Below are 22317 nucleotides of genomic sequence, written 5' to 3' on the forward strand. Positions count from 1 at the left end.
CGACGAATTTTGTCGTCTCACGATTAAGGCGCCAACACCGCGGCGCCGGGGAGATTCGCGGCTCACTCGTCGCAGGGCCGAGGCGAGTCCTATGAACAATGTTCGAATGACGTTCGCCCCTCCGCGCCGCGAGGCGGGCATTCCTCGCCGGGGCCTGCCGCGGCGGCGCTCGCCCCGCGACGGCAGATCCAGCCACACGTCATTCATGATGCCAACCTCGGGCCGCGTCCGCGGAGACGGGGACGACCCGATCCACGACGGCGAATCGAATCCCCGATCGCCTTTGTAGAGTGAATCGCCAGACATCGAGCGAAACCCGATGCCGACTCGGGTGGCCCCGAGAGAACCTTTGTCGAGACCCACCCGTCAGGTCGCCCGACCTGCCGCCACGGCAGGTCGACCTCGTCTGCGAAGACGTGAACCGCGCACATTCATGGCGACAGCGCGGGGCAACGACGGGCCTCCCCACGCCCGACGGCCTCCGAAGGCCCCCGATCGTACGGACTTATGACGGCGGGATCATTGATCGATGTCGCCTGTGCGCATTTCCCGACGGCAGCGCCTCGCCGGCGCCGGCCGGTCCGCGCCTGAAGGATCGGGCCGTTCGCTGCCTGCGCTCGCAGATCCTGGAATCGACGCTGGCGATCCTTCCTTCTGTGGGCACCTCGGGGTCGAGGTCGATGCGGCGGACGGGACGTCGACTCCGACGAGGCGGAAACTCGTCTCCTGGAGCCGGGCGGAGTCCGATCTTTGGCGGAGCGACGACCGGCCGCGTTCGTCTCGGGCTCGGGGTCGACGCTGACGTCATTCATCGGGCCGCCGGGAGCGGGACGGCCCGAGGCGGCGGCGGGTCTGCATCCGTCGGTCTTCCGATCGACGTCCGTCCGCCGCCGCCGCGACCCGGGCCGACCCGGGCCACCGTCGATCGTCCTCCCCGCCCTGCCCGCTCCCGACTTCCGCACGGACGAGCCGCTGCCGAACACGATCTCCGCCTCGCCGACAACGCCAGCGCCCAGCGGATCCTCGGGCTCAGCCAGGAGCAGATCGCCGGCGAGGCCTCGCTGACCCCGCGCTGGCATGCGATGCACGAGGACGGCACCCCCTTCCGCGATCGCGGCGACGGCCCGCTGTTCGACCTCCACGCCGGCCAGCCCCCGTCCGGCGCGGTGCTCGGGATCCACAAGCCCGACGGGCAGTTGACGTGGGTCGCGGTCAATCGCAGCCGCTGCCCGCCGAGCCCGACCGCCCGCGCGCGGTAATCTCGTCGTTCTCCGACATCACCGATCGCCAGAACGCCGAGCTCGAGGAGGACCGCGTCCTCCGCCAGGAGCAGGCCGCTCGCCGGCGGGCCGTGCTGCTCGCCGAGACGAGCGAGATCCTCGCCTCGCCGCTCGACATCCAGCGCTCGCTCGAGGTCGTCGTCACGCGCCTGGTCGCCGAGCAATTCGACCTCGCCGTGATCGAGCTGTTCCGCGACGACGGCGGCATGGGGCCCGGTCACCCGGTCTACGTCGCCGCCGAGGACGAGGCGCTGGCCCAGCGCTACGCCGAGCTGCGCCGGCGCCGGGCGGTCGAGCCGACGAGGTCGAAAAGATGCTCGAGGTCTCGAACATCACCCGCGGCCACCTCGCCGTCGCGCTCGAGCCGGTCGATTGCGCGGCGCTGGTCCGCGAGGTCGTCGCCGGCCTCGCCGAGGAGCTGGCGCGGGCTCGCTGCGAGGTCCGGCCGATCGGTGCGGCGGCGATGCGCACGCACGCTTCGAGCAGCTGGGCCTCGCCGACCGGCGGGATCGCGACGGCCGACGCCGGCTCGGGCGGCGGGCTCCCGAGCTCCTGCGGCGCCGGCCCGCAGCCGCTCGCCGCCGACAGCAGCAGGCTCGTGAAGACCGCGAGGCCGCACCGATGCGGACGCATGGGCATTCGCCCTCGAGTATCACGAAACGAGGCCCCCGTCGCCACCGAGCCGCCTCCGTGCGGTCCCGAGAACATCGCCGCCCGCGGCGAAATCCGCGATCTCAGGGGCTCGCCGACGCGACGCGCCTACCACGGCCAGGGCAGGAGCGTGCTGCAGAGGAAGTTGTCGTCCCACGTGTCGGGGTCGGCGAACTCGTGCCACTGCACGCAGCGGTTGCCGCGGTCCGGCCCGTCGTACCGCCAATGGAAGAACCACTTGCTATGGGTCGGCACGCACAGGTAGTTGTCCGACCAGGTGTGCGGGTCGGCGGGCTCGACGACCTGCGTGCAGCGCATGCCCTCGATCGGGCCGGACATCGACCACTGCGCGCCGATGTCCTTGTCCGAGCAGAAGTAGTTGTCGTCCCAGGCGTACGGATCGGCGTGCTCGGCGACCGAGATGCAGTGCTTGCCCGGGATCGGCCCCCACGCCGAATACGACAGGGTGAGGCGATCGCCGTAGAGCGACTGGATCCCGATGACGTCGTCGAGCCGGAGGTTGGGCTTCGGCTCGTCGTAGAACGCGTACATCACCGCCTCCTCGTCGTCCGAGTGATCCAGGCCCAGCGCGTGCCCGATCTCGTGGAGCGCCACCGAGCGCAGATCGACGACGCCGTCGCCCCCGCCGAGCGTCCAGGTCTCGGCCTCGTCGAAGTGGACGTCGCCGAGGATCCCGCTCCCCGGCGGCCACGCGTGGGCGAGCACGCCGCCCTGCCCGTCGAACGGCCAGTTGTCGCCGTGATTGCCGGCGCCGAAGCTGATCTCGATGTCGGCGTCGTCGTCTTCGTAAAACAGCAGGTCGGTCACCGCCCCCCAGCGGGCGAACGCCTCTGCGACCACGGCGCGGATGTCGTCCTGCGACAGGTCGGCGCTGAAGTTGCGGAAGCGGTAGAGGACCTCGTTCGAGCCCCAGGTGGAGCCGGACGGGGCGAATTGCGAGGTGCCCTTGAGCGGCCGCGGCTGCGCGTAATCATCGGGGATCCCGCAGCGCGGGGCGGCCATCAGCCGCTGGGTCTCGGCGTTCAGGGTGCCGTCGACGACCAGCCCGTGCGCCTCCTGGAACCGCGCGACCGCCTCCGCGAGCACCTCGTCGAACACCTCCGGGTCCTCCGGCTCGTGGTCGAGCACCGGCTTCCAGCCCGGCAGGCGCTCCAGCGCCGGGTTGGGGAAATAGCCGTACTGCTTGAGATAGGCGTACGCGCGCGCGACCTTCTCGCCGCGATCGCCGACCGCCGGCTCGAGGACGGGCACATCGGCGAGGTCGTCGACGAGCGGGGCGACACCCACGCCGGTATCGTCGTCCTGCGCGGACAGCTCCTCGCCCTCCACACACGAAACCGTGACACCGAGACAGGCCACGGCCACGAGGCCACGGCGCGCGAGACGACCATGAATCGCTGAAACCATGCGTAATTCTCCTTATTTTCTGTACAAAGAAATGCCCCGGCAGCGCCGGGACCGGGTCCAGCGAATGTGCGGCGCGTCGGCGCGGTCCGGATCATCGCCGCGATCGCCGGACCGGGCCGATGCCCGGCAAACACCCCGCAATCGCGCCCGCAGCCCGGATCGGCGCCGCCGTTGCGATCCGCACGACCGGCGGCTGCACGGCACGAAACCGCATGGCTCCCCGCCGCGCCCTCGACGCGAGCGGTTCGCAGCGCGAGCCGCCCCCGCGGTTCGCGCTGCCTACAGACCCGCGATGTGCGAGCAGATGACCACCGTCACAGCGAGGGGTCGGCGCCGACGACCGGACGATCGGACGATCGGACGTGCCAATGACGTCAATGTCTACTCGCGGCGGATCGCCGTCGTCCTCGCCGCGCCGCCGCGTCCGCACTGCGCATGTCCGAAAGGCCAGCCCCCGAGCGGCGCCGAGGACGCGAGCCTGGCGCGAAAGGACAGGCGCTCACCGGTCTCCCCGGCGACCCGGCGCCCCGCTCGTGCGGGCCGTCAGTCGACCCCCATCACCAGCCCCTCGATGTCGTGCTTCTGCGTCACCGGCACCAGCTCGTCGACGACGCGGCAGACCAGGTGCTCGCGCACCGACGCCGGCAGCGACGCGTGGTAGTCGCGCGTGACCATGAGGTCGTGCAGCGCCGCGTGCCCTGCCCCCGGCGAGTCGACCCCGAGCACCAGCACCGGGCGGGCGATCGGCGACGGGTGGGGCGTGCCGCGGTGGATCGTCAGCGCCGACCGGCACGACACGTCGCCCATCCGCGGATACTTCTTGACCCCCGCCGCCGCGTAGCGCGGCCACTCGGACGCCGGCGGGAACATCTGGTGCGGCCACGCGCGCCCGTCCTCCCACTGCGTCCCGACCGCGATCTCGAACGGCCCCATGTCCGGCGTGACGTCGACGCCGGTCAGGTTGAACGCCAGCGACGTGATCCGCCGCTGTTCGTACGACTCGGGCGACGACGGGAAGTCGCGGTGCCACGGCTGCCCCTTCGCGCCCTGGAACGGCACGTCGAACCCGATCTCGACGATCTCGTAATCGTCGCCGAGCACCGCCGCGCACATCGCCGTGATCCACGGGTGCGTCACCAATTCGACGAACCCGCCGATCTCCTGCGGGTGGACCTCGACGTACCAGCGCCGCGGCCCGCGGCCGACCGCGCCGCCCGGGCGCTGAATCGCCTTCCAAAACGCCGTCATCATGTCCTCGCGCATCTCCTCGGCCCACGCGCGCGAGAAGGCGCCTTGCAGCCCGACGATCCCGTCGCGGTACAGCGTCGTCACGTCGCCATCGATGTCGGCCGCCCGGTCGCTCGCCGCTCCTGTCGCACTCGACATCGAAGCAGCCTAACAGAGCGCTTCCGCGCGACCAGCCGGCGGCGGCGCCGCCGAATCGACGGATGTCCTTCGGGACATGCTCGGAAGAGCCGCCGGCGCCGGCCGCCAGTCGTCGGCTCGCGTCGCCGCCGCCGAGGAGCGCGCGCTCGTCCGCGAGCTCGCGCCGGCGGCCTGGGCGTCGCTCCACCGCCTGCCTCGGTCCCGCCCCCAGCCCCGATCCGGCCGCGGCGAACGCGGTCGGCGAGCGGCGGCGAAAAATTCGCAGCTCATGACGGAAGCGAGGGCGGGCGGGCACGAGCGCGGCGGAGGTCGATCCTTGCCCTTCTCCGCCCGCACCGCGCTCTTACCGCTCTCCGCTCTCCTTTTGCCCGCCTGCGTCCCCTCGATCATCGTCGGCGACCCCCAGGACAGCGACCCCGCGCCGGGTACCAGCGAGGCCCCGCCGGACGCGACGACGACGACCCTCAGTCCGACCACCAGCGCCGGGCCGCCGGCCACGGCCAGCGCGACCGACCCGGCCAGCACCGCCGACACGCTCGTCAGCGCGACCGACGACGCGACCAGCACCACCACCGCCGGCACCACCGACGCGCTCACCAGCGCGACCGACGACACGACCAGCACCACCACCGTCGGCACCACGGACGACACCACCGGAACGGCCGGCACCACCACCACCACCACCGGCGCCTCCACCACCGACGGCGGCACCACCACCGTCGACCCGAGCGACGGTACCACGACGGGCCCGAACCAGGACCCGCTGGCCGGCTGCACCCTCGACGCTCCGGCCGGCACCCTGGTCCAGGGCCCGTCCGAGTTGGGGCCGTTCAGCTCCCAGCGCGCCTACTTCGGCTGGATCGGCGTCGACGAGCCGTTCAGCCCGCGCATCGTCCTGCTCTCGCCCGGCGCGAACGCAGCGACCGAGCTCGCCAACGTGACGGGCAGCTCCGGCATGGTCGCGGATTATGCGGTCTGGACGGACAAGTCGCTCGAAGAAGGAGGCTGGCCCGGCACCTGGAACGCGTTCGCCGCGGTCTACGACAAGGGGATGATGGTCGATCTCCCCGGTTCGGCCGTCACGATCACCGAGCTCGCGGGCAACTGGGACGTGGCCGACCCCGCCGATCCGCCGCGCCTGGTCGGGACGATCGCGGGCGCCATCTCGGGGTCGTTCAACGCCGTGTACTGCGACAAGCTCATGTCGATCATCATCGTCGAGTGAAGCCCCACGCACCGCGGCTTCACCTGTCGCGGCGGCCGCGGCTCGAGCCGCGCCGGACCTTCGAGCTGTCCCCGCGGACAGCTGCCGAGACTCGCGCCTCGCCCCGCTCGGTTCACGAACCAGGCGCGCACCGCGGCCGGGGCCCGGCGCAATGCCCTCCGCACTCGACGGCAGCGCGCGCGTAGCCGACCGCCTCGTCCACCAGCTGCCTGAAGCCCTCGCTCGCCAGGGCCGCGCGGCGCTCGTCCGCGGCCATCATCTTGGCCCTGCGCTTGAATTCCTTCAGTCGATCGCTGGGGTTCACGTCGCGGTCCTCCTCGCCGAGAAGGTGGGCCAGGCGCGCAACCCCTGCAAGTGCAACGAGCCACACTGTAGGACGATTTCGCATGTCCAAGAAAGCGTCGGGCCCGGCCGCTCGCGGGCGCGTCGTCGCGCGCCCTCACGCCGATCGCTCTCCCATCATTGAATCGAATCCGCCCCGACGTCCGGGCGCTGCAGCACGTGCCCGTGGCAATGACTGATGCAGTGGCTCACGCACTGCGCCCCCGCGGCCAGGCGGCGCTCTCGCTCCGAGGTGAAGACCCACAGCGTCTTGGTCGAGTCGATCCGCTCGAGCTCCGTCCGGGGTGTCCGCCGCAGGATCAGCACGCGGGCCACCTCGTCGGTCGTCTCGAGCAGCGTCGTCTCGCTGTCGAGCGCGAACGGCCGGCGCGAGTGCAGGCTGACGATCCCGAACAGGTGCGCCAGATCCAGCTCCTCCAGGCGGTCGGCGAGCGCGTCGAGGAAGTCGCCCGCCGCCCGGATCGTCTCGATCTCCGCGCGCGCGTCGATGTGATGCTCGGGCAGCGGCAGCAAGAATTCCAGCGGATACCAGCCCTTGCCGCTCGCTCCCCGGTCGAGCTTCCACAGGTACGGCAGGTGACCCCGGCAGTCCCGGGCCCGCTTCGGGCGCATGGTCGCCATATCGCCTTCGAACTCGCGGAGGATCAATTCGTCGTCGGCCAGCTCGAAGTGCTTGTGGATCAGATGGATCCCGACGCTGCTCTCCAGGCCGTACTCGGTGATGACATTCCCGAGCCGCGCGACGTCCTGCACCCGGCGCTCGAGCTCGTCGCGCGCGATGAAGAAGTCGTTCAGGCGCCGGAATACGTCGGGATCGTACTCCACCAATTTCATTTCGCCGAGGTCCAGCATACCTTCGCTCCGACTGTTCCTCGTCCGAGGCTTGTCGAAGATCGCGCCGACGCAACCAACGGAGCAAGGGGAACCCCTACGCGGCGCAACCGGGCGCGCCCGCTCCAGCTGCGCAGCCGCCGCGGCGGCCGCGAAAACGCTGCAGTCGGCGCCTGCGCTCGACTCCGGCCGCGGGCCTCCGAGGCGACACGGACGCGAACGAGCGCCGCGCCGCTCGCCGGCGAGCGGACCCGGCCCGACGAAGTCGCGCGCCGGCCGACGTCGTCGGCAACACATGTCCCATGGGACATATTTTCGATGCTCGCGCAGCTCGGGGTCGCGACGGAATCGTCGCTGCCTGTTTGCCGTGGTGGGTTCATCGCGAACGCGCGATCGATCGGCGGTCTTGTCATTCCCGGTCGCTGCGGCGGACCGCCCCTCGTCGGCGCGCCCTCTGCCCGGCGAGCTCAGCCGGTGCCGACGCGCTGGTGGAACAGCTCCTCGAGCGCCGCCGCGACCGCGCGGATCCGCGGCACCTGGCGCAGCTCGCGGTGGTACACCAGCCACACCGTCACGGTGGGCAGTGGGTCGTCGACCTCGATCCGCACCACGCGGTCGAGCTCGCGGCCGACGACCTCGGCCAGCATCGTGATCCCCTGCCCGCGCTCGGTCGCCTCGACGATGGCGAGCATCGAGTTCGAGCGGAACGGGAAGTGCTTCGCGCCGCGCTCGACCAGCCAGTCCTCGGCCGCCTTTTGCCGCGGCGCCGGGCCGCTGAGGCCGACGAAGTCGTGGCGTTCGAAGTCTCCCGGGCGCAGGCGGGCGCTGCGGAGCCGGCGCTCGACGTACGACTGCGACGCGTAGAGCCCGAGGCGGAGCACCCCGAGGCGGCGCTCGATGAGCACCTGCGACTCGGTCCGCGTCGTACGCAGCCCGATGTCGGCCTCGCGGCGCGCGAGGTCGGCCAGCCGCGACTCCGACATCAGCTCGATGCAAGTCTCGGGGTGTTTGCGGCGAAATTCCGCCAGGCCCTGGGTCACCGCGCGCACGAACCCGTCGCCGACCGACAGCCGCACCGTGCCGGCCAGCCGGGAGGCCTGCCCGCCCGCGTCGCGGCGGACCGCCTCGAGCCCGTGCTCGAGCTCCTCGGCGAGCGCCACCAGCCGCAGCGCGTCCGGCTCGATCGACGTCCCGGCGCTGCTGCGGTGCACCAGGGTGCTCCCGAGCGCGGACTCGAGCGCCTCGATGCGGCGGGCCACGGTCGAGGTCGACGTGCCGAGCACGCGCCCGGCGGACAGGAAGCTGCCGTGGCGGTGCACGGCGAGCAGCACGCGGAGGTCGTCCCAGGTCGGCGTGGTGGTTTCCATGAGCGCAAAACGGTTTAGCAGAAATGCCCATCGCTGCGAAGCAACCCCGCGGCCATCATCCCGGTCGGAGTACGGCAAATGAATCCACGCGTGAGAGGTCGGGGCGCGGGCGCGGCCCCGTGGGGCATTCCATTGTTCGCGCTGGTGGTCGCCTGCGGCGGCGAGGGGGGCGACGATTCGACGACCGGCGTCGGCGAGGACGCGGGCGTGACCTACTGGCAGGACGTCGCGCCGATCTTCTACAACCGCTGCGTCACCTGTCATCAGGCCGGCGGGATCGGGCCGTTCGCGCTCGACGATTACGCCGAGGCCAAGCAGTGGGCCGTCGCGTCGGCGGCGGCCGTCGAGGCGAAGACGATGCCGCCGTGGCTGGTCACCGACGACGGCTCGTGCGGCACGTTCGAGGGCTCGCGCGCGCTCGCGCCGGCGGAGATCGAGACGATCCGCGCGTGGGCCGACAAGGGCGCGCCCGAGGGCCAGCCGCGCACCGACCTCACCGTGCCGGAGGTCGAGGTGTTGACCGACGCGGTCAAGTACGAGACCCCGAGCTTCGTCCCGAAGGCCGAGGGCACCGACCTCGCGGCCTTCGACGAGTACCGCTGCTTCCGCGTCGAGACCGGGCTGACCGCCGACCGCTTCCTCACCGGCTACAGCGTCGAGCCCGGCGTGCCGGAGATGATCCACCACGTCCTCGTCATCACGGTCGATCCGGAGGCCCCCGGCGCCGGCGGCGTGAAGAACAAGGACATCATGGAGGCCCTGGACGCCGAGTCGCCCGACCGCGACGGCTGGCCCTGCTTCGGCGCCGCCGGCGACGGCGTGCAGCCGCGCGGGATCCCGGTGTCGTGGGCGCCCGGTCAGGGGATCAGCGAACTGCCCGCAGGCACCGGCTACCGGATCAGCAAGGACGACTGGATGATCGTCCAGGTCCACTACAACCTCACCGAGGAGGCGCTCGCGGGCGTCGAGGACAAGACGGCGTTCCACGTCCGCTACGCCGACAGCGTCGAGCGCGAGGGCCACTTCTTCCTGCCCGACGATCTGCTCAACAGCCTCGCCACCGACGACCCGGTCGAGCTCGCGCCCGGCGAGGCCTCGGTGAAGTTCAGCTTCGACTTCGCGCCCGGCGACATGCTGAAGTACGCCGGCGCGACGTCGGGCGAGCTGCTCGGGGTGCTGCCGCACATGCATCAATACGGCCGCAAGCAGCGGGTCGAGCTGATCGAGGGCGACGGCGCCCCGCAATGCGTCGCCGACGTCCAGCGGTGGGACTTCAACTGGCAGCTGTATTACTTCTACGACCAGCCGATCCCGCTCACCCTCGATTCGAAGCTGCGGATCACCTGCGACTACGACACCCGCAGCGCGAGCGAGCCGGTGCTGCCGGGCTGGGGCACCGGCAACGAGATGTGCCTCGCCGGCGTGTTCATCGTCCCCGACCTGTGAGCCGCGGGCCCGCCGGGGGCGGCACGATCGCCGGACTTGCCGCCGACGATCGTGCCGCCGCTCGGCCTTCGCTCACGCGACCCCGGCGTCGCGCCGGGCCTGCTTCGCCGCCGCCGCCTCGAGCAGCGCGCGCACCTCGTCGAGCAGGGCCGCCTGCGAGTAGCTGCCCTTGCGCAGCACCCGATGCACGCCCGCGTGGAGGAACTCGGACTCGCTCGCGGTCAGCTCGCGGGCGGTGATGACGATGACGGGGATGTCGCGCCAGCCCGGCTCGGCGCGCATGGTCTGGATGACCTCGAAGCCGTCGACCTCGGGCATCATCAGATCCAGCAGCACGACGTCGGGGACGGCGCTGCGCAGGGCGCCGATCGCCTCGCGGCCGTTGCAGGCCTCCCGCACCGACCAGTGGGCCCGCTCGGCCAGCCGGCGCAGCAGCTCGCGGACGTCGGGCTCGTCGTCGACCACCAGCACCGACCCGGGCACGCTCGACTTGCGGTAGCGGGCCAGCGTCGCCAGCAGGCGGTCGCGATCGATCGGCTTGAGCAGGTAGTCCGCGGCCCCGAGCGAGAAGCCGACGTCGCGGTCGCTGACGATCGTCATCACGATCACCGGCACCTCGGCCAGCTCCGGGTCGCGCTTGAGCGCCGTGAGCACCGCCCAGCCGTCCATCCCGGGCATGATGACGTCGAGCGTGATCACGTCCGGCGAGATCTCGCGGGCCAGCCGCAGCGCCTCGGCGCCGCTGCGCGCCCCGATCACGCGGTAGCCCTCGCGCGCCAAGAACCGCGCCATCAGCTCCTGGACCACCGCCTCGTCGTCGACGACCAGGACCGTCGAGGCGCCCTCGGCGGTCCGCTCGACCTCGGCGAGCTCGCTCCACTCGTCGGGCCGCTCGAACACCGGCGGGACGAACCTGCGGGCCGGCAGCGTCACGGTGAAGCTCGAGCCCTGCCCGAGCACGCTCTCGACCGTGATGTCGCCGCCGAGCATGCGACACAAGCGGCGCGTGATCGCCAGCCCGAGGCCGGTGCCGCCGAACCGCCGCGTGGTCGAATCGTCGGCCTGGGTGAAGGGCTCGAACAGCACGCCGAGCTTGTCGGCGGGGATGCCGATGCCCGTGTCGCTGACGACGACGCGGAGCTCGTCGACGTTCGCGGCGACGTCGACGGCGCGTACGGCCTCGAGCCGGATCTCGCCGCGGCTGGTGAACTTGGCCGCGTTGCTGAGGAGGTTGTAGAGGATCTGCCGCAGCCAGGTGCGGTCGGTCTGCAGCACCCCGACGCCGGGGTCGACGTCGACGAGGAACACGCTGCCGTTCTTGCGCGCCAGCGGCGTCAACGCGGTCGTCACCTCGCCCGCCAGCTCGGCGAACACCACCGGCTCGATGTGCGCCTCCATCTTGCCGGCCTCGATCTTCGACAGGTCGAGGATGTCGCTGATGACGGTCAAGAGGTGCGTGGCGGCCCCGTGGATCTTCGCCAGGTCGCGCACCACCTCGCGCTCGCCGGCGGTCGCCGCGTCGTCCTGCAGCAGCTCGGTGTAGCCGATGATCGCGTTGAGCGGGGTCCGCAGCTCGTGGCTCATGTTGGCCAGGAAGGTGCTCTTGGCCCGGCTGGCCTCGAGCGCGCGGTCGCGGGCGGTCGACAGCTCCTCGTTGAGGCGCTGCAGCTCCTGCTCGCGCTGCATCAGCTCGGCGGTGCGGGCGTGCAGCCCCTCGATGAGCTCGCCGAGCTGCGACACCATCGCGTTGAAGGCCCGCGTCAGCTCGCCGATCTCGTCGTGCGAGCCCTCGTCGGCGCGGGCCGTCAGGTCGCCGCCGCGCATGCGCGTGACCGCGGCGGTGAGCCCGAGGATCGGCCGCGACAGCACGCTGCCGACCGCGAACGCCACGCCGGTCACCAGCGCCGCGATCAACATGGCGACCAGGGTCGCGTCGCGGTCGCGCGCGGCCAGCGGCGCGAGCAACGTCGCCGCCGCGATGCTCGCGCCGACCTGCAGGCCGTCCGGGCCCGACGCCCGCAGCTGCATCACCAGGTCGTCGGGGAGTTCGCGCGCGCTGGCCACCGAGCGCGTCGCCGCGTCGGCGCCGACCCGCAGCAGCGCCTCGCCGTCGGCGGCGAACACCAGCACGCCGACCCCCTCGCCCGCCACCGCCGCGAGCTTGTCGAGGGCGTGGCGCAGCTCCTCGTTCGCGTAGCGGACGCGCAGCGCCGCCGCCCTCGCGCCCTCGCCCGCGACCACCGGCGCCTCGACCTCGAACGCGTCGTCGCGCAGCCACACGCGCACGCCCGCGCCCGCCCCGTCGCCCGCGACAGACGGTGCGGCGCCCGCGTCGCCCGCCGACGCCCACACCTCGCCGTCGTCGCCGAGCAGCGCGGCGAAGGTGGCCGGCCTGAACTCGCGCCGCACCAGCGCGGCCACGGCCTCCGCGGCGCGGCGCCGGCCGTCCGTGTCCGCGCCGGACAGCAGGTCGCCCTGGCGAGCGTCGCGGGTCGCGAGCGCGCGCACGTCCGCGACCGCGTCGCCGACCAGCTCGGCCGCGGCGACCGCGACGCGCCCGAGCTGCGACTGGCCGCGGGCCTCGACCTCCGCGCGCAGGTCCATCCCTCCGAGCCCGACGTGCAGCCCGACCCCGCCGAGCGCGACGAACAGGAACGCGACCTGCAGCTTGGTGGTCAGCGGGTACTGCTCGAAGTCGCGGACCACCAGCAGGAACAGACCGACCATCCCCGCCGACGTCATGATGTACAGCCACGTCTGAAACAGCGGGAAGACGGCCTGAAACGGCGGCTGCATCGCGTCGGCCGCGATCAGCGCGATGCCGATCAGCGTGACGACCAGCATCGTGCGGTTCACCTCGCGGAAGGACAGCACCCCGGGCGCCAGCGCCAGCGCCGTGATGAAGCCGGTCAGCGCCAGGCTCCCCGCGGTCCCGTGCATGAGCATCGAGCACACAATCACGGCGACCGTCATGACACGAACGGCGATGCGGACGGCGCCCTCGAGGTCTCCGGCCCGCGCGCGAGGAATGACCCTGCGGGCGTACACCGCGACCAGGCCGAGCAGGACGGCGATGATGCCGTCGAGCTGCCACACGTGATCGAGGAAGATCGTGATCCCCGTGTTGCCCACGGCCGCGATGAGACAGGCGACGATCAGGAGCTGGGCGCTCTGGACGATCCGGCGCTGCAGCTCCTGGGCGCGGGGCGACGCCGCGGCGCGGGGGGTCTGATCATTCATCGCGAGGCATCCGACATGCCGGCGAGCGGGGCGCGCGAGGGGCCTCCCTTGCCCCCCTTGCCCACATTCACCGCAGCGCGCGTGAATGTCGCGGCCGAGACCGACGAATTGTCTTGGCGGCCGTACCGCCGGCTTGGTACGTTGATCCGAGCGGGATTGCGGCCGAGACGGGCGAGCGGCGCCCCCGGATGATCCCGGGTATCGTCGCCGACCGGCACGGCCGCGACGAATGATCGGAGAGTTGGAGTGATGATAGATCGCAAGCGGGCGTGGAAGCGCGGACTTCGGGCGGTGGGAGCACTGGTGGCAGCGGCGACGGGCCTCTCGTGGAGCACCGTCGCCGAGGCGGGATTGCTGTCACCCAGCATCACCATCCGCGAGCGTGTCGACTTCGTGGTCACGCTGTCCGACGACCAGGACTACACGGTCGTCGGGCGTTTGTCCATGAAGCTGGGCGGCGCGTGCGGGCTCTTCGAGGACCGGACGCTGCAGGTGCTCCTGCACGGGGGGACATACGACCACGAGTACTGGGACGGCCCTCCGATCAACGGCGAGCAATACTCATACGCCGACTACATGACCGAGCGCTGCTACGCGGTCCTGGCGCTCGACATGCTCGGGGCCGGCGCGTCGAGCGCTCCTCCCGGCGATCTCGTCGACCTGGCGGAGAGCGCCAGCGCCCTCGAACAGGTGCTGGCGCAGGTGCGCTGCGCCGGCCCGTTCTGGGACCCCCTGTTCGACAAGATCGCCCTCGTCGGTCACTCGATGGGCACGATCACCTCGGTCTACGCGCTCGGCACCTACGGCCCGATCGCCGACGCCCTGGTGGCGACCGGCTGGGCTCACGCCCCGCGCATCATCCCCATCGACCCCGAGGCCTTCGCCGAGCCGCTGCAGCAGCCCTACGTGGTCATCCCGCCGCCGGTCCGCGAGCTGCTGTTCTACTACCCGCCGACGTCGGATCCGGACGTGATCGCGTACGACAACGCCAACATGGTGTCGGGCCTCCCGCGCGGGCTGATGCTCGACGTCCTCGACATGATGACCGCGCTCGCCATCGGCGACCCGGACGGCATCCACGCCCTGTCGCGGGTCGACCAGGTCGAGGTCCCGGTGCTGTCGCAGCTCGGCCAGTACGACATCCTCGCCTCCGCCGACGTCGCCGCCCAGGAGGCCGCGTTCTACAGCAGCTCGCCGGACGTGACGGTCGAGGTCCTGCCCGACATCGGCCACGACCTCAACCTCCACCTCAACCGCGAGGTCGGCTGGGCGCAGATCGACGCCTGGCTCGCCGCGACGCTCGGCGATTAGTCGCGGACGCAGGCGCCCGGCGCGACGAATGGCGGTGCGTGGATTCGCCGCACCGGGCGGGCCGGGCGGTCGAGCGAACTGGAACGCGGCCAATGTCCATTCGCGATCGCGGGCTGCGCCGCTCGCGAGGTGCAGGCGAGTGCGCGACGACCTGTCCCCCGAGACAGGCGCCCGCGCGGCGAGCACGCCGGACACGCGCCGCGGTCCTCGCCCAGCGCCGAGGCTCCCCGAGAGCGCGAGCCGACGCGCTCCCGGAGGTCGAGCGCGCCGCGCTCGTCAGCGCGAGGTCGGCACCGCGTAGCGCAGCTCGACCAGCCCGCGCGGGAAGCGGGTGACCGCGGTCAGCTCGAGCGGCCCGGGCAACGCCGCCGGCAGCAGCGGCGCCCCGGCGCCGAGCACCACCGGGATCACGCCGAGCCAGATCTCGTCGAGCAGGCCGCGGCGGGCGAACTGCGCCACGAGGTTGCCGCCGCCGACCAGCCAGATGTGTTTGCCGCTCGCGGCGCGGACCATCTCCTCGTGCACCGCGCCGACGTCGTCGGCGGTGAAGCGGATGTCGGCGCCCGGAAAGCCCGGCAGCTCGCGGTGGGTGAACACCCAGGTCGGGATCCCGGCGTACGGCCACGCCTCGAGCTTCTCGCCGAGGACGAACTCGTAGGTCGCCGCGCCCATCGCCAGCGCGCCGACGCCGGCGAGGAAGGCCTTGTAGTGGGCGTCGAGGCCCTCGACGTCGTTGAACTGAAACAGCCATTGCAGGCCGCCGGCCGCGTCGGCGATGAAGCCGTCGAGGCTGGCCGCCACGAAGTACTGGGTTCGCGTCATGCGACGAGGGTGGCAGCGAACCCTGACAGGACCTGTCAGCAATTTTCCGGCATCATGCGCGCATGCGGTCGAGCCGGCTCCTCGCGCTCCTCCTCGTGCTCCAGCGGCGCCAGCGGGCCACCGCGGCGGAGCTCGCGGAGGAGCTCGAGGTCTCGGTGCGCACGCTCTACCGCGACGTCGCCGCGCTGGTGGCCGCCGGCTTCCCGCTGTGGACCGAGCCGGGGCCGCACGGCGGGATCCGCCTGGTCGAGGGCTGGCGCACGCGGCTCGACGGGCTCACGGCCGAGGAGGCGAGCGCGCTGTTCCTGTCCGGCGCGCCGCAGGCGGTCGCCGACCTCGGCCTCGGCGCGGTCGCCCTGTCGGCGCGCGCCAAGGTCGACGCCACCCTGCCCGCGGAGCTGCGCGACCGGGCCGGGCGGATCCGCGAGCGCTTCCTGCTCGACGCGCCGGCCTGGTTCGCGCGGCCCGAGCCGCTGACGGCGCTGCCTGCCGTCGCCGCCGCGGTGTGGGAGAGCCGCAGGCTCGAGCTGCGCCACGGCGGGCGGCCCGCGAGCCGCCGCGTCGACCCGCTCGGGCTCGTGCTCAAGGCCGGCACCTGGTACCTGGTCGCGCGCTCGCGCGGCGAGGTCCGCACTTATCGCGTCGGCCGCATCGACCACGCCGAGGCGCTCGCCGAGACCTTCGCGCGGCCCGACGACTTCGACCTCGCCGCTTGGTGGGCCGCGTCGTCGGCCGCGTTCGACCAGTCGCTGCTCGTCTATCCCTGCCGCGTGCGCCTGTCCCCCGCGGCCCAGAAGGCGCTCCCGCGGGTCGTCCCGCACGACGCCGTCGGCCGCATGCTCGCCGCGGCCGGCCCGCCCGACGCCGAGGGCTGGCGCGAGCTCGACCTCCTGCTCGAGAGCGAGGAGGTCGCCGCCGACCAGCTCACCGGCCTCGGCGGCGGCGTCGAGGTGCTCGGTCCGCCGGAGCTGCGCCGGCGCCTGCACCTCGTCGGGCTCGAGATGGCCCGCCGCAACGGCGCGTGCTGACGATCCCGCCGCGATCGGCGGCGCGCATGCCCTCGTCGAACGCCCGCGAATGCCCGTGCGCCACTCGGCCCCACCGTGACGGCCCGCGTCACGATCGCCGCGTCCGCTTCGCTGCAGGTCGTCCCCGCGGCGGGTGCGACCGCGCCGACGGCTTGCTACCCTCGCCGCCCTTCGGGAGGTCAGGACATGAGGAATTTCGACATCGATCAGGCGACCGCGGTGGAGACGGCGCGGGCCGTCGCCGCCGGCACGATCTCGGCGCTCGCGGCCTGCGAGGCGGCCATTGCCCGCATCGAGGCGCGCGACGGATCGATCCACGCGGTGGTGGTCCGCGACTTCGAGCGGGCGCGCGCGGCGGCGCGGGCGTTCGACGCCGCGGGCGACGCGAAGCGGGGCTTGCCGCTCGCCGGCGTGCCGATGACGGTCAAGGAGTCCCACGACGTCGCCGGCCTGCCGACCACGTGGGGCTTCGCCGACTTCGCGGGGCGGCCGGTCGCCGCCGACTCGCTGGCGGTCGCGCGGCTCAAGGCGGCCGGCGCGATCATCCTCGGCAAGACCAATGTGCCGGTCGGCCTCGGCGACTGGCAAGCCGTCAACCCGGTCTACGGGCGCACGCTCCATCCCCGCGACCCGTCGCGCACGCCGGGCGGCTCGTCGGGCGGCGCCGCTGCGGCGCTGGCCGCCGGCATGGTGCCGCTCGAGCTCGGGTCCGACATCGGCGGATCGATCCGCGTGCCCGCGCACCTGTGCGGCGTGTTCGGCCACAAGCCGACCTACGGGATCGTGCCGATGACCGGGCACGCGTTCCCCGGCACCGACGGGGCCGAGCCCGAGCTCGCCGTGCTCGGGCCGATGGCGCGCAGCGCCGCCGACCTCGCGGTCGCGCTGGCCGCGATCGCCGGGCCCGGCGACGATTCGGCGTATCGCCTGAGCTTGCCGCCGCCGCGCCGCCGCGCCCTCGCGGAGCACCGCGTGCTCGTGCTCGACGCCCACCCGGCCGCGGGCACCGACGCCGGCGTCCGCGAGCCGATCGCCGCGCTCGCCGAGTCCCTCGCCCGCGCCGGCGCCACCGTGCTGCGCCGCCATGACGCCGTGCCCGACCTCGGACAGGCGCACGCCGACTACCGCGACATGCTCCTGGCCATCCTGACGCGCGGCACGCCGAACGCCGCGCCGATCGACGCGCACGCCTGGATGGCGCTCATGGACGCGCAGGTGCGGCTCGTCCGTCGCTGGCGGGCGGTGTTCGCCGTCGTCGACGTCGTGCTCACGCCGCCGTTCGGCGTCGCCGCGTTCCCGCACGACGATCGGCCGGACTGGGCGACGCGCCGGCTCGTCATCGACGGGGTCGAGGCGCCGTACGGCCCGCAGATGGCGTGGCCGGGCGTGGCCACGTTCCCCGGCCTGCCGGCCACCGCGGTCCCGCTGGGGCTGACGCGCGAGGGCCTGCCGACCGGCGTGCAAGTGATCGGCGATCGGTTCGCCGACCTGACGACGATCGGCTTCGCGACCCTGCTCGAGCAGGAGGGCCTGGCCGCGACGCCGCGGCCGTGATTGTTCATATGTCCCCGAGGACATTTTATTAAATTACAAAATCGTGACAGTGACGGCGTTCCCGGCGAGGCCCCGACTCGCCGGGGCGCGCCCCGCTCGACCCGCTCGGCCCTGCGGTCTCGCACTCGCGGCGAGGAGAGCGCCGGCCCTGATCGCGCGAACTGGGCGCCCGCCGACGGGCGCGACGCGGAGCCGGAAGAACGAGCAGTCAACGGGACACGAGGCGCGGCGGGCGCCACGCGCTGGCGAGGATTCGCCGCGCGGCTGGAATCGCCGGATCCCCGCCGACCCCGAAATGGGGTCCCTGGTCCTCGCCTCCCGCGTCCGCGGGCTCGGTCGATGTCCGTGACGGGACGGGTGCGCGGGTGTGGCCAATGTCGCGAATGGACAACGTTATGTCCGTTCCGCCCGGAGCGGTGGATCCGCAGCCCGCGAGCTGCGCACCCACACGGAGCGCGGCGGTGGCAGGCCTTGTCTCTGCGCTCGCGATGAAATTGTCTCTACCTTTATTTGCACGGCTGTGTATAATCATAGTCACCTGCTGACTGCAGCGCAGCCGCCGCCGCCGCTGCGCGGCGTTCGGGCGCGCGTTGCCGCAAGCACTCACGGCCCTCCGGGCCTGGCGCTCTTTGCTTCGAGAAGGGGGACGGGATGACGGGGTCGAGCGATTGTTTCATCGATGGGGTCGACGGCCTCCGGGCCAAGCTGGCGGAGATCGAGGCGGTGCTGCTGACCAGCGGGATGCTCGCCGAGGCGGCCGTGACCGTCCACGAGGGCGCGCATGGCGACCCGATCCTCGTCGCCCACGTGGTGCCGTGCGCCCCCGCCGACTTCCGCCCGGCCGCGCTGCTCGAGCGCCTGCACGACAAGCTGCCGGGCTACCCGATCCCTTCGCGCTTCGTCCTCCTCGACGAGCTGCCGCTCGACCTCGACGGCGAGATCGACCGCGAGGCGCTCGTCGAGGGGCAGCCGCAATCGGGGGTGTTCAGCTCGGCGCCGATCATCGCCGCCACCTACGATCCGCTCACGGCCCAGCTGGCGGCGCTCTGGGCCGACACTCTCGATGTCTCGGTGGTGCTCCCGGACGACGATTTCTTCGACCTCGGGGGCGACTCGCTGCGGGCCGCGCGCCTGGTGCTGCGCATCGCCGACGCCTATCGCGTGCAGTTCCCGGTCCACGCGCTCTACGAGGCCCGCACGCTGCGGGCGTGCGCGATGGTGGTGCAGCGGGCGCAGCGCGGCGAGGAGGCGCTGAGCGGGACGGGCCCGGAGCACTGGCAGGCCGACGCGCGCCTGCCGGCGGACATCCGCGCGCTGATCGACGGCGCGGCCGGGCGTGCGCGCGCCTCCGTCGACGCGTGGCGCACCGGCGAGGTGTTCCTCACCGGCGCGACCGGCTTCCTCGGGTCGTTCCTGCTGCGCGAGCTGCTCACCTCCACCACGGCCTGCGTCCATTGTCTGGTGCGGACGAACAATCGCCAGGTCGGCCTCCTCCGCCTGCGGCAGGCGCTCGGCAAGTACGGCCTGTGGCAGGACTCGTTCGCCCAGCGGATCCACGTCGTCCCCGGCGACCTCGGGCGGCCGCGCTTCGGGCTCGACGCCCCCGCCTTCGAGGCGCTCGCGTACACGGTCGACGCCATCTTCCACGCCGGCGACCGCTTCAACCTGGTCGAACCGTACCCGAGCCACCGCGCGACCAACGTCGGCGGCACCGCCGACGTGCTCCGCCTGGCCGCCACCGGCGTGCCGAAGCCGGTCCATCACGTGTCGTCGATCATGGTGTTCGGGCCGAGCGGCTTCTTCGGCGGCCCGCGGCGCGTCCACGAGGGCGACGACCTCGACGATTTCCTGCAGTACCTGTCCTTCGACCTCGGCTACGCCGCGAGCAAGTGGGTCGCCGAACAAATGGTGTGGGAGGCCGCGCGCGCGGGCCTGCCGGTGACGGTCTACCGCCCCGGGTTCCTCGCGGGGCACAGCCGCAGCGGCGTCGGCGACCCCGAGGGCTTCATCGGCCGCCTGGTGCGCGGCGCGATCCAGATCGGGGCGTTCCCCGACCTGCCGCGCCAGCGCCTCGAATTCGTGCCGGTCGACTACGTCGGCCGCGCGATCCTGCATATCGCCGGCCAGGCCGATCATCAGAACCGGGCCCACCACCTGGTCCCGCCCGACCCGGCGCTGTCCATCGAGCTCAACGACTTCTTCGCGCTGGTCGCCAGCTTCGGGTACCGGCTGTCGCGCTGGCCCTACCACCAGTGGCTCGAGCAAACGCTGCAGGACTGCCGCGAGCGCGACAACCCGCTGTGCCCGCTCTTGCCGCTGCTGGCCGAGCGCGTGTACAAGGGCGAGCTCACCCGCCTCGAGCTCCGCGAGGACACGCCGGCGTACGACGCGGCCAACGCCCTGGCGGCGCTGGCCAGCAGCGACCTCGAGCTCCCTGCGATCGGTCGCCAGCGGATGGCGAAGTACCTCCGCCGCTGGCTCGCCGCCGATCGCCTGCCGCCGGTCCACGCCGCCGCCGCGGGTCATTGAGACTCCCGCGAGTCGCTGCAGGTCCCTCGCCGGCCGTCGGTACAGAGAGGCGGCGCCGGCGAGCTTGCGGGACAGGTCGGTCTGATCGCCGGCGGCGGCCCCGGCGCCGGGCATCGAGTCATCGGCCGGATCGCCGTGGAGCCCGACGGCGGCGCTCGCTTCCATCATCGCGCCGTCGCACCTCGACTTCGATGCCGCGCCCCGGAGCGAGCGGAGGACGGTCGCGGTCTGCCGATCCCTCGCTGGACCTCGCACCCGGTGATGCTGACGCTCGCGGATGGTGTCGCTTGAACCATGTCTGATTGAACATGTACTTTTCGACATGTCCATGCGCACAGGCGACAGGCTGCTCAGGGTTTCTCTGATGCGCAAGCGAACAGCGTATGCCCGGCTCCAGCGGCCCGGGCGTGGAGATCTCGGCGAGGGCCGGGCGCTCGCGGCGGCGGGTCCGCGCCGCGCCGGGATCACACTCTGCGGGACTCGTACGACCTGTACGCACCGTCTGCGGCGCGTGTCCGCAGCGACGTCTGCTCGCCGAACTCGAGCTCCCGGCGCCGCCTCCCCGACACGCACCCGAGCAGACCCGCCTTCAAGAGGCGCTTGCGTCGCCGGCCCACACCGCCGCGGAGACGTCGGCGTGCGCTGCATCGCTTGCGGTCGTGTCGAGCGCCCGGAGAAAGATTGCGCCGCCGCGACGGCGGCTCCTATCATCCCGTGAGATGGCAGAGCAGGACCCGTCGATCACGGTAGAGGGCGTCGAGTTTTCGTGGGACATCGAGCGCGGGCTGATGCTGTGCTGGGGTCAGCCGGTCGTATTGATGTGGACCGAGTCGACGATGGCGGGCTTCATGAGCGGCCTGCAGCGGATCCTCGGCACCGAGCGCTTCAACCTGGCCCTGGAGGGGTCGGGCCGCGAGAGCACCGAGGGCGAGTGGCGCGACATCATCCAGAAGCTGCCGACCGTCGAGGAGGGCCTCGCGTTCGTCGGTCGGGCGATGCGCACGGTCGGCCTCGGCGAGTTCGAGCTGGTCGAGCTCGACCGCGAGGCGCGGCGGATCCGCTACCGCGTGAAGCAGAGCTGGGAGGGCATCTACCAGCGCGCCCTCGGCGTCGACTGGGGCACGTGGTCGATCGCCGGCAAGCTCGCGGGCTACAGCGAGCGGATCCTCGGGGTCCCGTGCCAGATCGTGCAGACCAGCTTCACCGCCCGCGGCGACGCCTTCGACGAGTTCGAGGCGATGCCGACCGAGCAGACCTACGCCGCGCGGCTGGCCGCGATCGCCGACACCGAGGCGGCCACGCGCGAGGACCTGCGCAGCGCGCTCGCCCGCGTGCGCGACGAGGTCCGCGAGCGCCAGCGCGTCGAGGCCCGCCTGCGCGACGAGATCGCGGAGCGCCAGCGCGTCGAGGACGAGCTGCGCGCCAAGCTCGAGCTGATCGAGCGCCAGGAGCAGGCGATCTCGGAGCTGTCGACGCCGATCCTGCAGGTGTGGCCGGGCATCGTCGCGCTGCCGATCGTCGGCCCGGTCGACGGCGAACGCGTCGCCCGCATGACGGAGAACCTGCTCGCGCGGATCGCCCAGACCCACGCGCGCTGCGTGATCCTCGACCTCACCGGCGCCGACGCGCTCGACGAGACCGCGGCCGCGAGCCTGCTGCGGATCGTCGGCGCGGCGCGGCTGCTCGGCGCCGGCTGCCTGCTGTCGGGCATCTCGCCGCGCATGTCGGCGACGCTCGTCGCCATCAACGCGCCGCTCGCTGGAGTGAGCGCGTTCAACACGCTCGAGGCCGCGTTGCAGTCGGCGATCCGCAACCTGGGTTGAGGTGCAACCACGGGGCACATCGCCGCAGCACCACGTCTCGCTCCGAGGAGGTGG

General features: G+C 72.3%; 16 protein-coding genes. 8 read left to right on the forward strand and 8 right to left on the reverse strand.

The window, feature by feature from the left end:
* The first annotated feature begins 1082 nt into the window (after window positions 1–1082).
* On the forward strand, window positions 1083–1259 hold the full coding sequence (locus NAEX_RS49840; protein ID WP_170135561.1) for a hypothetical protein: 177 nt from the start codon (window positions 1083–1085) through the stop codon (window positions 1257–1259).
* A 283-nt stretch (window positions 1260–1542) separates the two neighbouring features.
* Here NAEX_RS49840 and NAEX_RS52005 read toward each other — a convergent pair whose 3' ends face one another.
* The 3 genes from NAEX_RS52005 to NAEX_RS08335 all read right to left on the reverse strand — a co-directional run bounded on the left by NAEX_RS52005 (window position 1543) and on the right by NAEX_RS08335 (window position 4745).
* Complete coding sequence (locus tag NAEX_RS52005) at window positions 1543–1755, reverse strand: hypothetical protein (protein WP_096326982.1); 213 nt, start codon at window positions 1753–1755, stop codon at window positions 1543–1545.
* A 284-nt stretch (window positions 1756–2039) separates the two neighbouring features.
* Window positions 2040–3239 (reverse strand): matrixin family metalloprotease, encoded by a 1200-nt coding sequence (locus NAEX_RS08330; RefSeq protein WP_170135562.1) that lies wholly within the window; start codon window positions 3237–3239, stop codon window positions 2040–2042.
* A 663-nt stretch (window positions 3240–3902) separates the two neighbouring features.
* Complete coding sequence (locus tag NAEX_RS08335; protein ID WP_143140887.1) at window positions 3903–4745, reverse strand: phytanoyl-CoA dioxygenase family protein; 843 nt, start codon at window positions 4743–4745, stop codon at window positions 3903–3905.
* A gap of 316 nt (window positions 4746–5061) precedes the next feature.
* On the opposite strand from NAEX_RS08335, the gene NAEX_RS08340 reads away from it, so the two are divergent.
* Window positions 5062–5970 carry a hypothetical protein gene (locus NAEX_RS08340; RefSeq protein WP_143140888.1) on the forward strand — a complete coding sequence of 303 codons (909 nt, stop codon included), beginning with the start codon at window positions 5062–5064 and terminating at the stop codon, window positions 5968–5970.
* A gap of 112 nt (window positions 5971–6082) precedes the next feature.
* Here NAEX_RS08340 and NAEX_RS08345 read toward each other — a convergent pair whose 3' ends face one another.
* The 3 genes from NAEX_RS08345 to NAEX_RS08355 form a co-directional block, all read right to left on the reverse strand.
* Window positions 6083–6340 (reverse strand): hypothetical protein, encoded by a 258-nt coding sequence (locus NAEX_RS08345; RefSeq protein ID WP_096326985.1) that lies wholly within the window; start codon window positions 6338–6340, stop codon window positions 6083–6085.
* Between the two features lie 89 nt (window positions 6341–6429).
* Window positions 6430–7146: a hypothetical protein gene (locus NAEX_RS08350; RefSeq protein ID WP_143140889.1), complete on the reverse strand. Its 717-nt coding sequence runs from the start codon at window positions 7144–7146 to the stop codon at window positions 6430–6432.
* A 464-nt stretch (window positions 7147–7610) separates the two neighbouring features.
* Window positions 7611–8510, reverse strand: a complete 900-nt coding sequence (locus NAEX_RS08355) for a LysR family transcriptional regulator (protein ID WP_096326987.1) — start codon at window positions 8508–8510, stop codon at window positions 7611–7613.
* 90 nt (window positions 8511–8600) lie between these two features.
* Between NAEX_RS08355 and NAEX_RS08360 the strand changes: the two genes are divergently transcribed.
* Window positions 8601–9956: a monooxygenase gene (locus NAEX_RS08360; protein WP_170135563.1), complete on the forward strand. Its 1356-nt coding sequence runs from the start codon at window positions 8601–8603 to the stop codon at window positions 9954–9956.
* Window positions 9957–10028: 72 nt separating this feature from the next.
* Here the strand turns inward: NAEX_RS08360 and NAEX_RS08365 are convergent, their stop codons facing one another.
* Window positions 10029–13196, reverse strand: coding sequence for a response regulator (locus NAEX_RS08365; protein WP_096326989.1), 3168 nt, complete (start codon window positions 13194–13196; stop codon window positions 10029–10031).
* Window positions 13197–13445: 249 nt separating this feature from the next.
* On the opposite strand from NAEX_RS08365, the gene NAEX_RS08370 reads away from it, so the two are divergent.
* On the forward strand, window positions 13446–14507 hold the full coding sequence (locus NAEX_RS08370) for an alpha/beta hydrolase (protein ID WP_096326990.1): 1062 nt from the start codon (window positions 13446–13448) through the stop codon (window positions 14505–14507).
* A 276-nt stretch (window positions 14508–14783) separates the two neighbouring features.
* On the opposite strand, the gene NAEX_RS08375 is transcribed toward NAEX_RS08370, so the two are convergent.
* Window positions 14784–15329: a dihydrofolate reductase family protein gene (locus tag NAEX_RS08375; protein ID WP_096326991.1), complete on the reverse strand. Its 546-nt coding sequence runs from the start codon at window positions 15327–15329 to the stop codon at window positions 14784–14786.
* Between the two features lie 62 nt (window positions 15330–15391).
* On the opposite strand from NAEX_RS08375, the gene NAEX_RS08380 reads away from it, so the two are divergent.
* From NAEX_RS08380 to NAEX_RS08395, 4 genes are all read left to right on the forward strand, one after another.
* Window positions 15392–16357 (forward strand): helix-turn-helix transcriptional regulator, encoded by a 966-nt coding sequence (locus NAEX_RS08380; protein WP_096326992.1) that lies wholly within the window; start codon window positions 15392–15394, stop codon window positions 16355–16357.
* 186 nt (window positions 16358–16543) lie between these two features.
* On the forward strand, window positions 16544–17911 hold the full coding sequence (locus NAEX_RS08385) for an amidase family protein (RefSeq protein ID WP_096326993.1): 1368 nt from the start codon (window positions 16544–16546) through the stop codon (window positions 17909–17911).
* Between the two features lie 651 nt (window positions 17912–18562).
* Window positions 18563–20440 carry a thioester reductase domain-containing protein gene (locus NAEX_RS08390; protein ID WP_096326994.1) on the forward strand — a complete coding sequence of 626 codons (1878 nt, stop codon included), beginning with the start codon at window positions 18563–18565 and terminating at the stop codon, window positions 20438–20440.
* 719 nt (window positions 20441–21159) lie between these two features.
* Window positions 21160–22263 (forward strand): STAS domain-containing protein, encoded by a 1104-nt coding sequence (locus tag NAEX_RS08395; protein ID WP_170135564.1) that lies wholly within the window; start codon window positions 21160–21162, stop codon window positions 22261–22263.
* The last annotated feature ends 54 nt before the right edge of the window (window positions 22264–22317 follow it).

This window comes from Nannocystis exedens, from assembly GCF_002343915.1.
GTDB classification, from domain to species: Bacteria; Myxococcota_A; Polyangia; order Nannocystales; family Nannocystaceae; genus Nannocystis; species Nannocystis exedens.

Coding starts and splice junctions, on each gene's coding strand:
- NAEX_RS49840 (WP_170135561.1), top strand. CDS start 1,083: ATGCACGAGGACGGCACCCCCTTCCGCGATCGCGGCGACGGCCCGCTG.
- NAEX_RS08335 (WP_143140887.1), bottom strand. CDS start 4,745: ATGTCGAGTGCGACAGGAGCGGCGAGCGACCGGGCGGCCGACATCGAT.
- NAEX_RS08350 (WP_143140889.1), bottom strand. CDS start 7,146: ATGAAATTGGTGGAGTACGATCCCGACGTATTCCGGCGCCTGAACGAC.
- NAEX_RS08355 (WP_096326987.1), bottom strand. CDS start 8,510: ATGGAAACCACCACGCCGACCTGGGACGACCTCCGCGTGCTGCTCGCC.
- NAEX_RS08365 (WP_096326989.1), bottom strand. CDS start 13,196: ATGAATGATCAGACCCCCCGCGCCGCGGCGTCGCCCCGCGCCCAGGAG.
- NAEX_RS08370 (WP_096326990.1), top strand. CDS start 13,446: ATGATAGATCGCAAGCGGGCGTGGAAGCGCGGACTTCGGGCGGTGGGA.
- NAEX_RS08375 (WP_096326991.1), bottom strand. CDS start 15,329: ATGACGCGAACCCAGTACTTCGTGGCGGCCAGCCTCGACGGCTTCATC.
- NAEX_RS08380 (WP_096326992.1), top strand. CDS start 15,392: ATGCGGTCGAGCCGGCTCCTCGCGCTCCTCCTCGTGCTCCAGCGGCGC.
- NAEX_RS08385 (WP_096326993.1), top strand. CDS start 16,544: ATGAGGAATTTCGACATCGATCAGGCGACCGCGGTGGAGACGGCGCGG.
- NAEX_RS08390 (WP_096326994.1), top strand. CDS start 18,563: ATGACGGGGTCGAGCGATTGTTTCATCGATGGGGTCGACGGCCTCCGG.
- NAEX_RS08395 (WP_170135564.1), top strand. CDS start 21,160: ATGGCAGAGCAGGACCCGTCGATCACGGTAGAGGGCGTCGAGTTTTCG.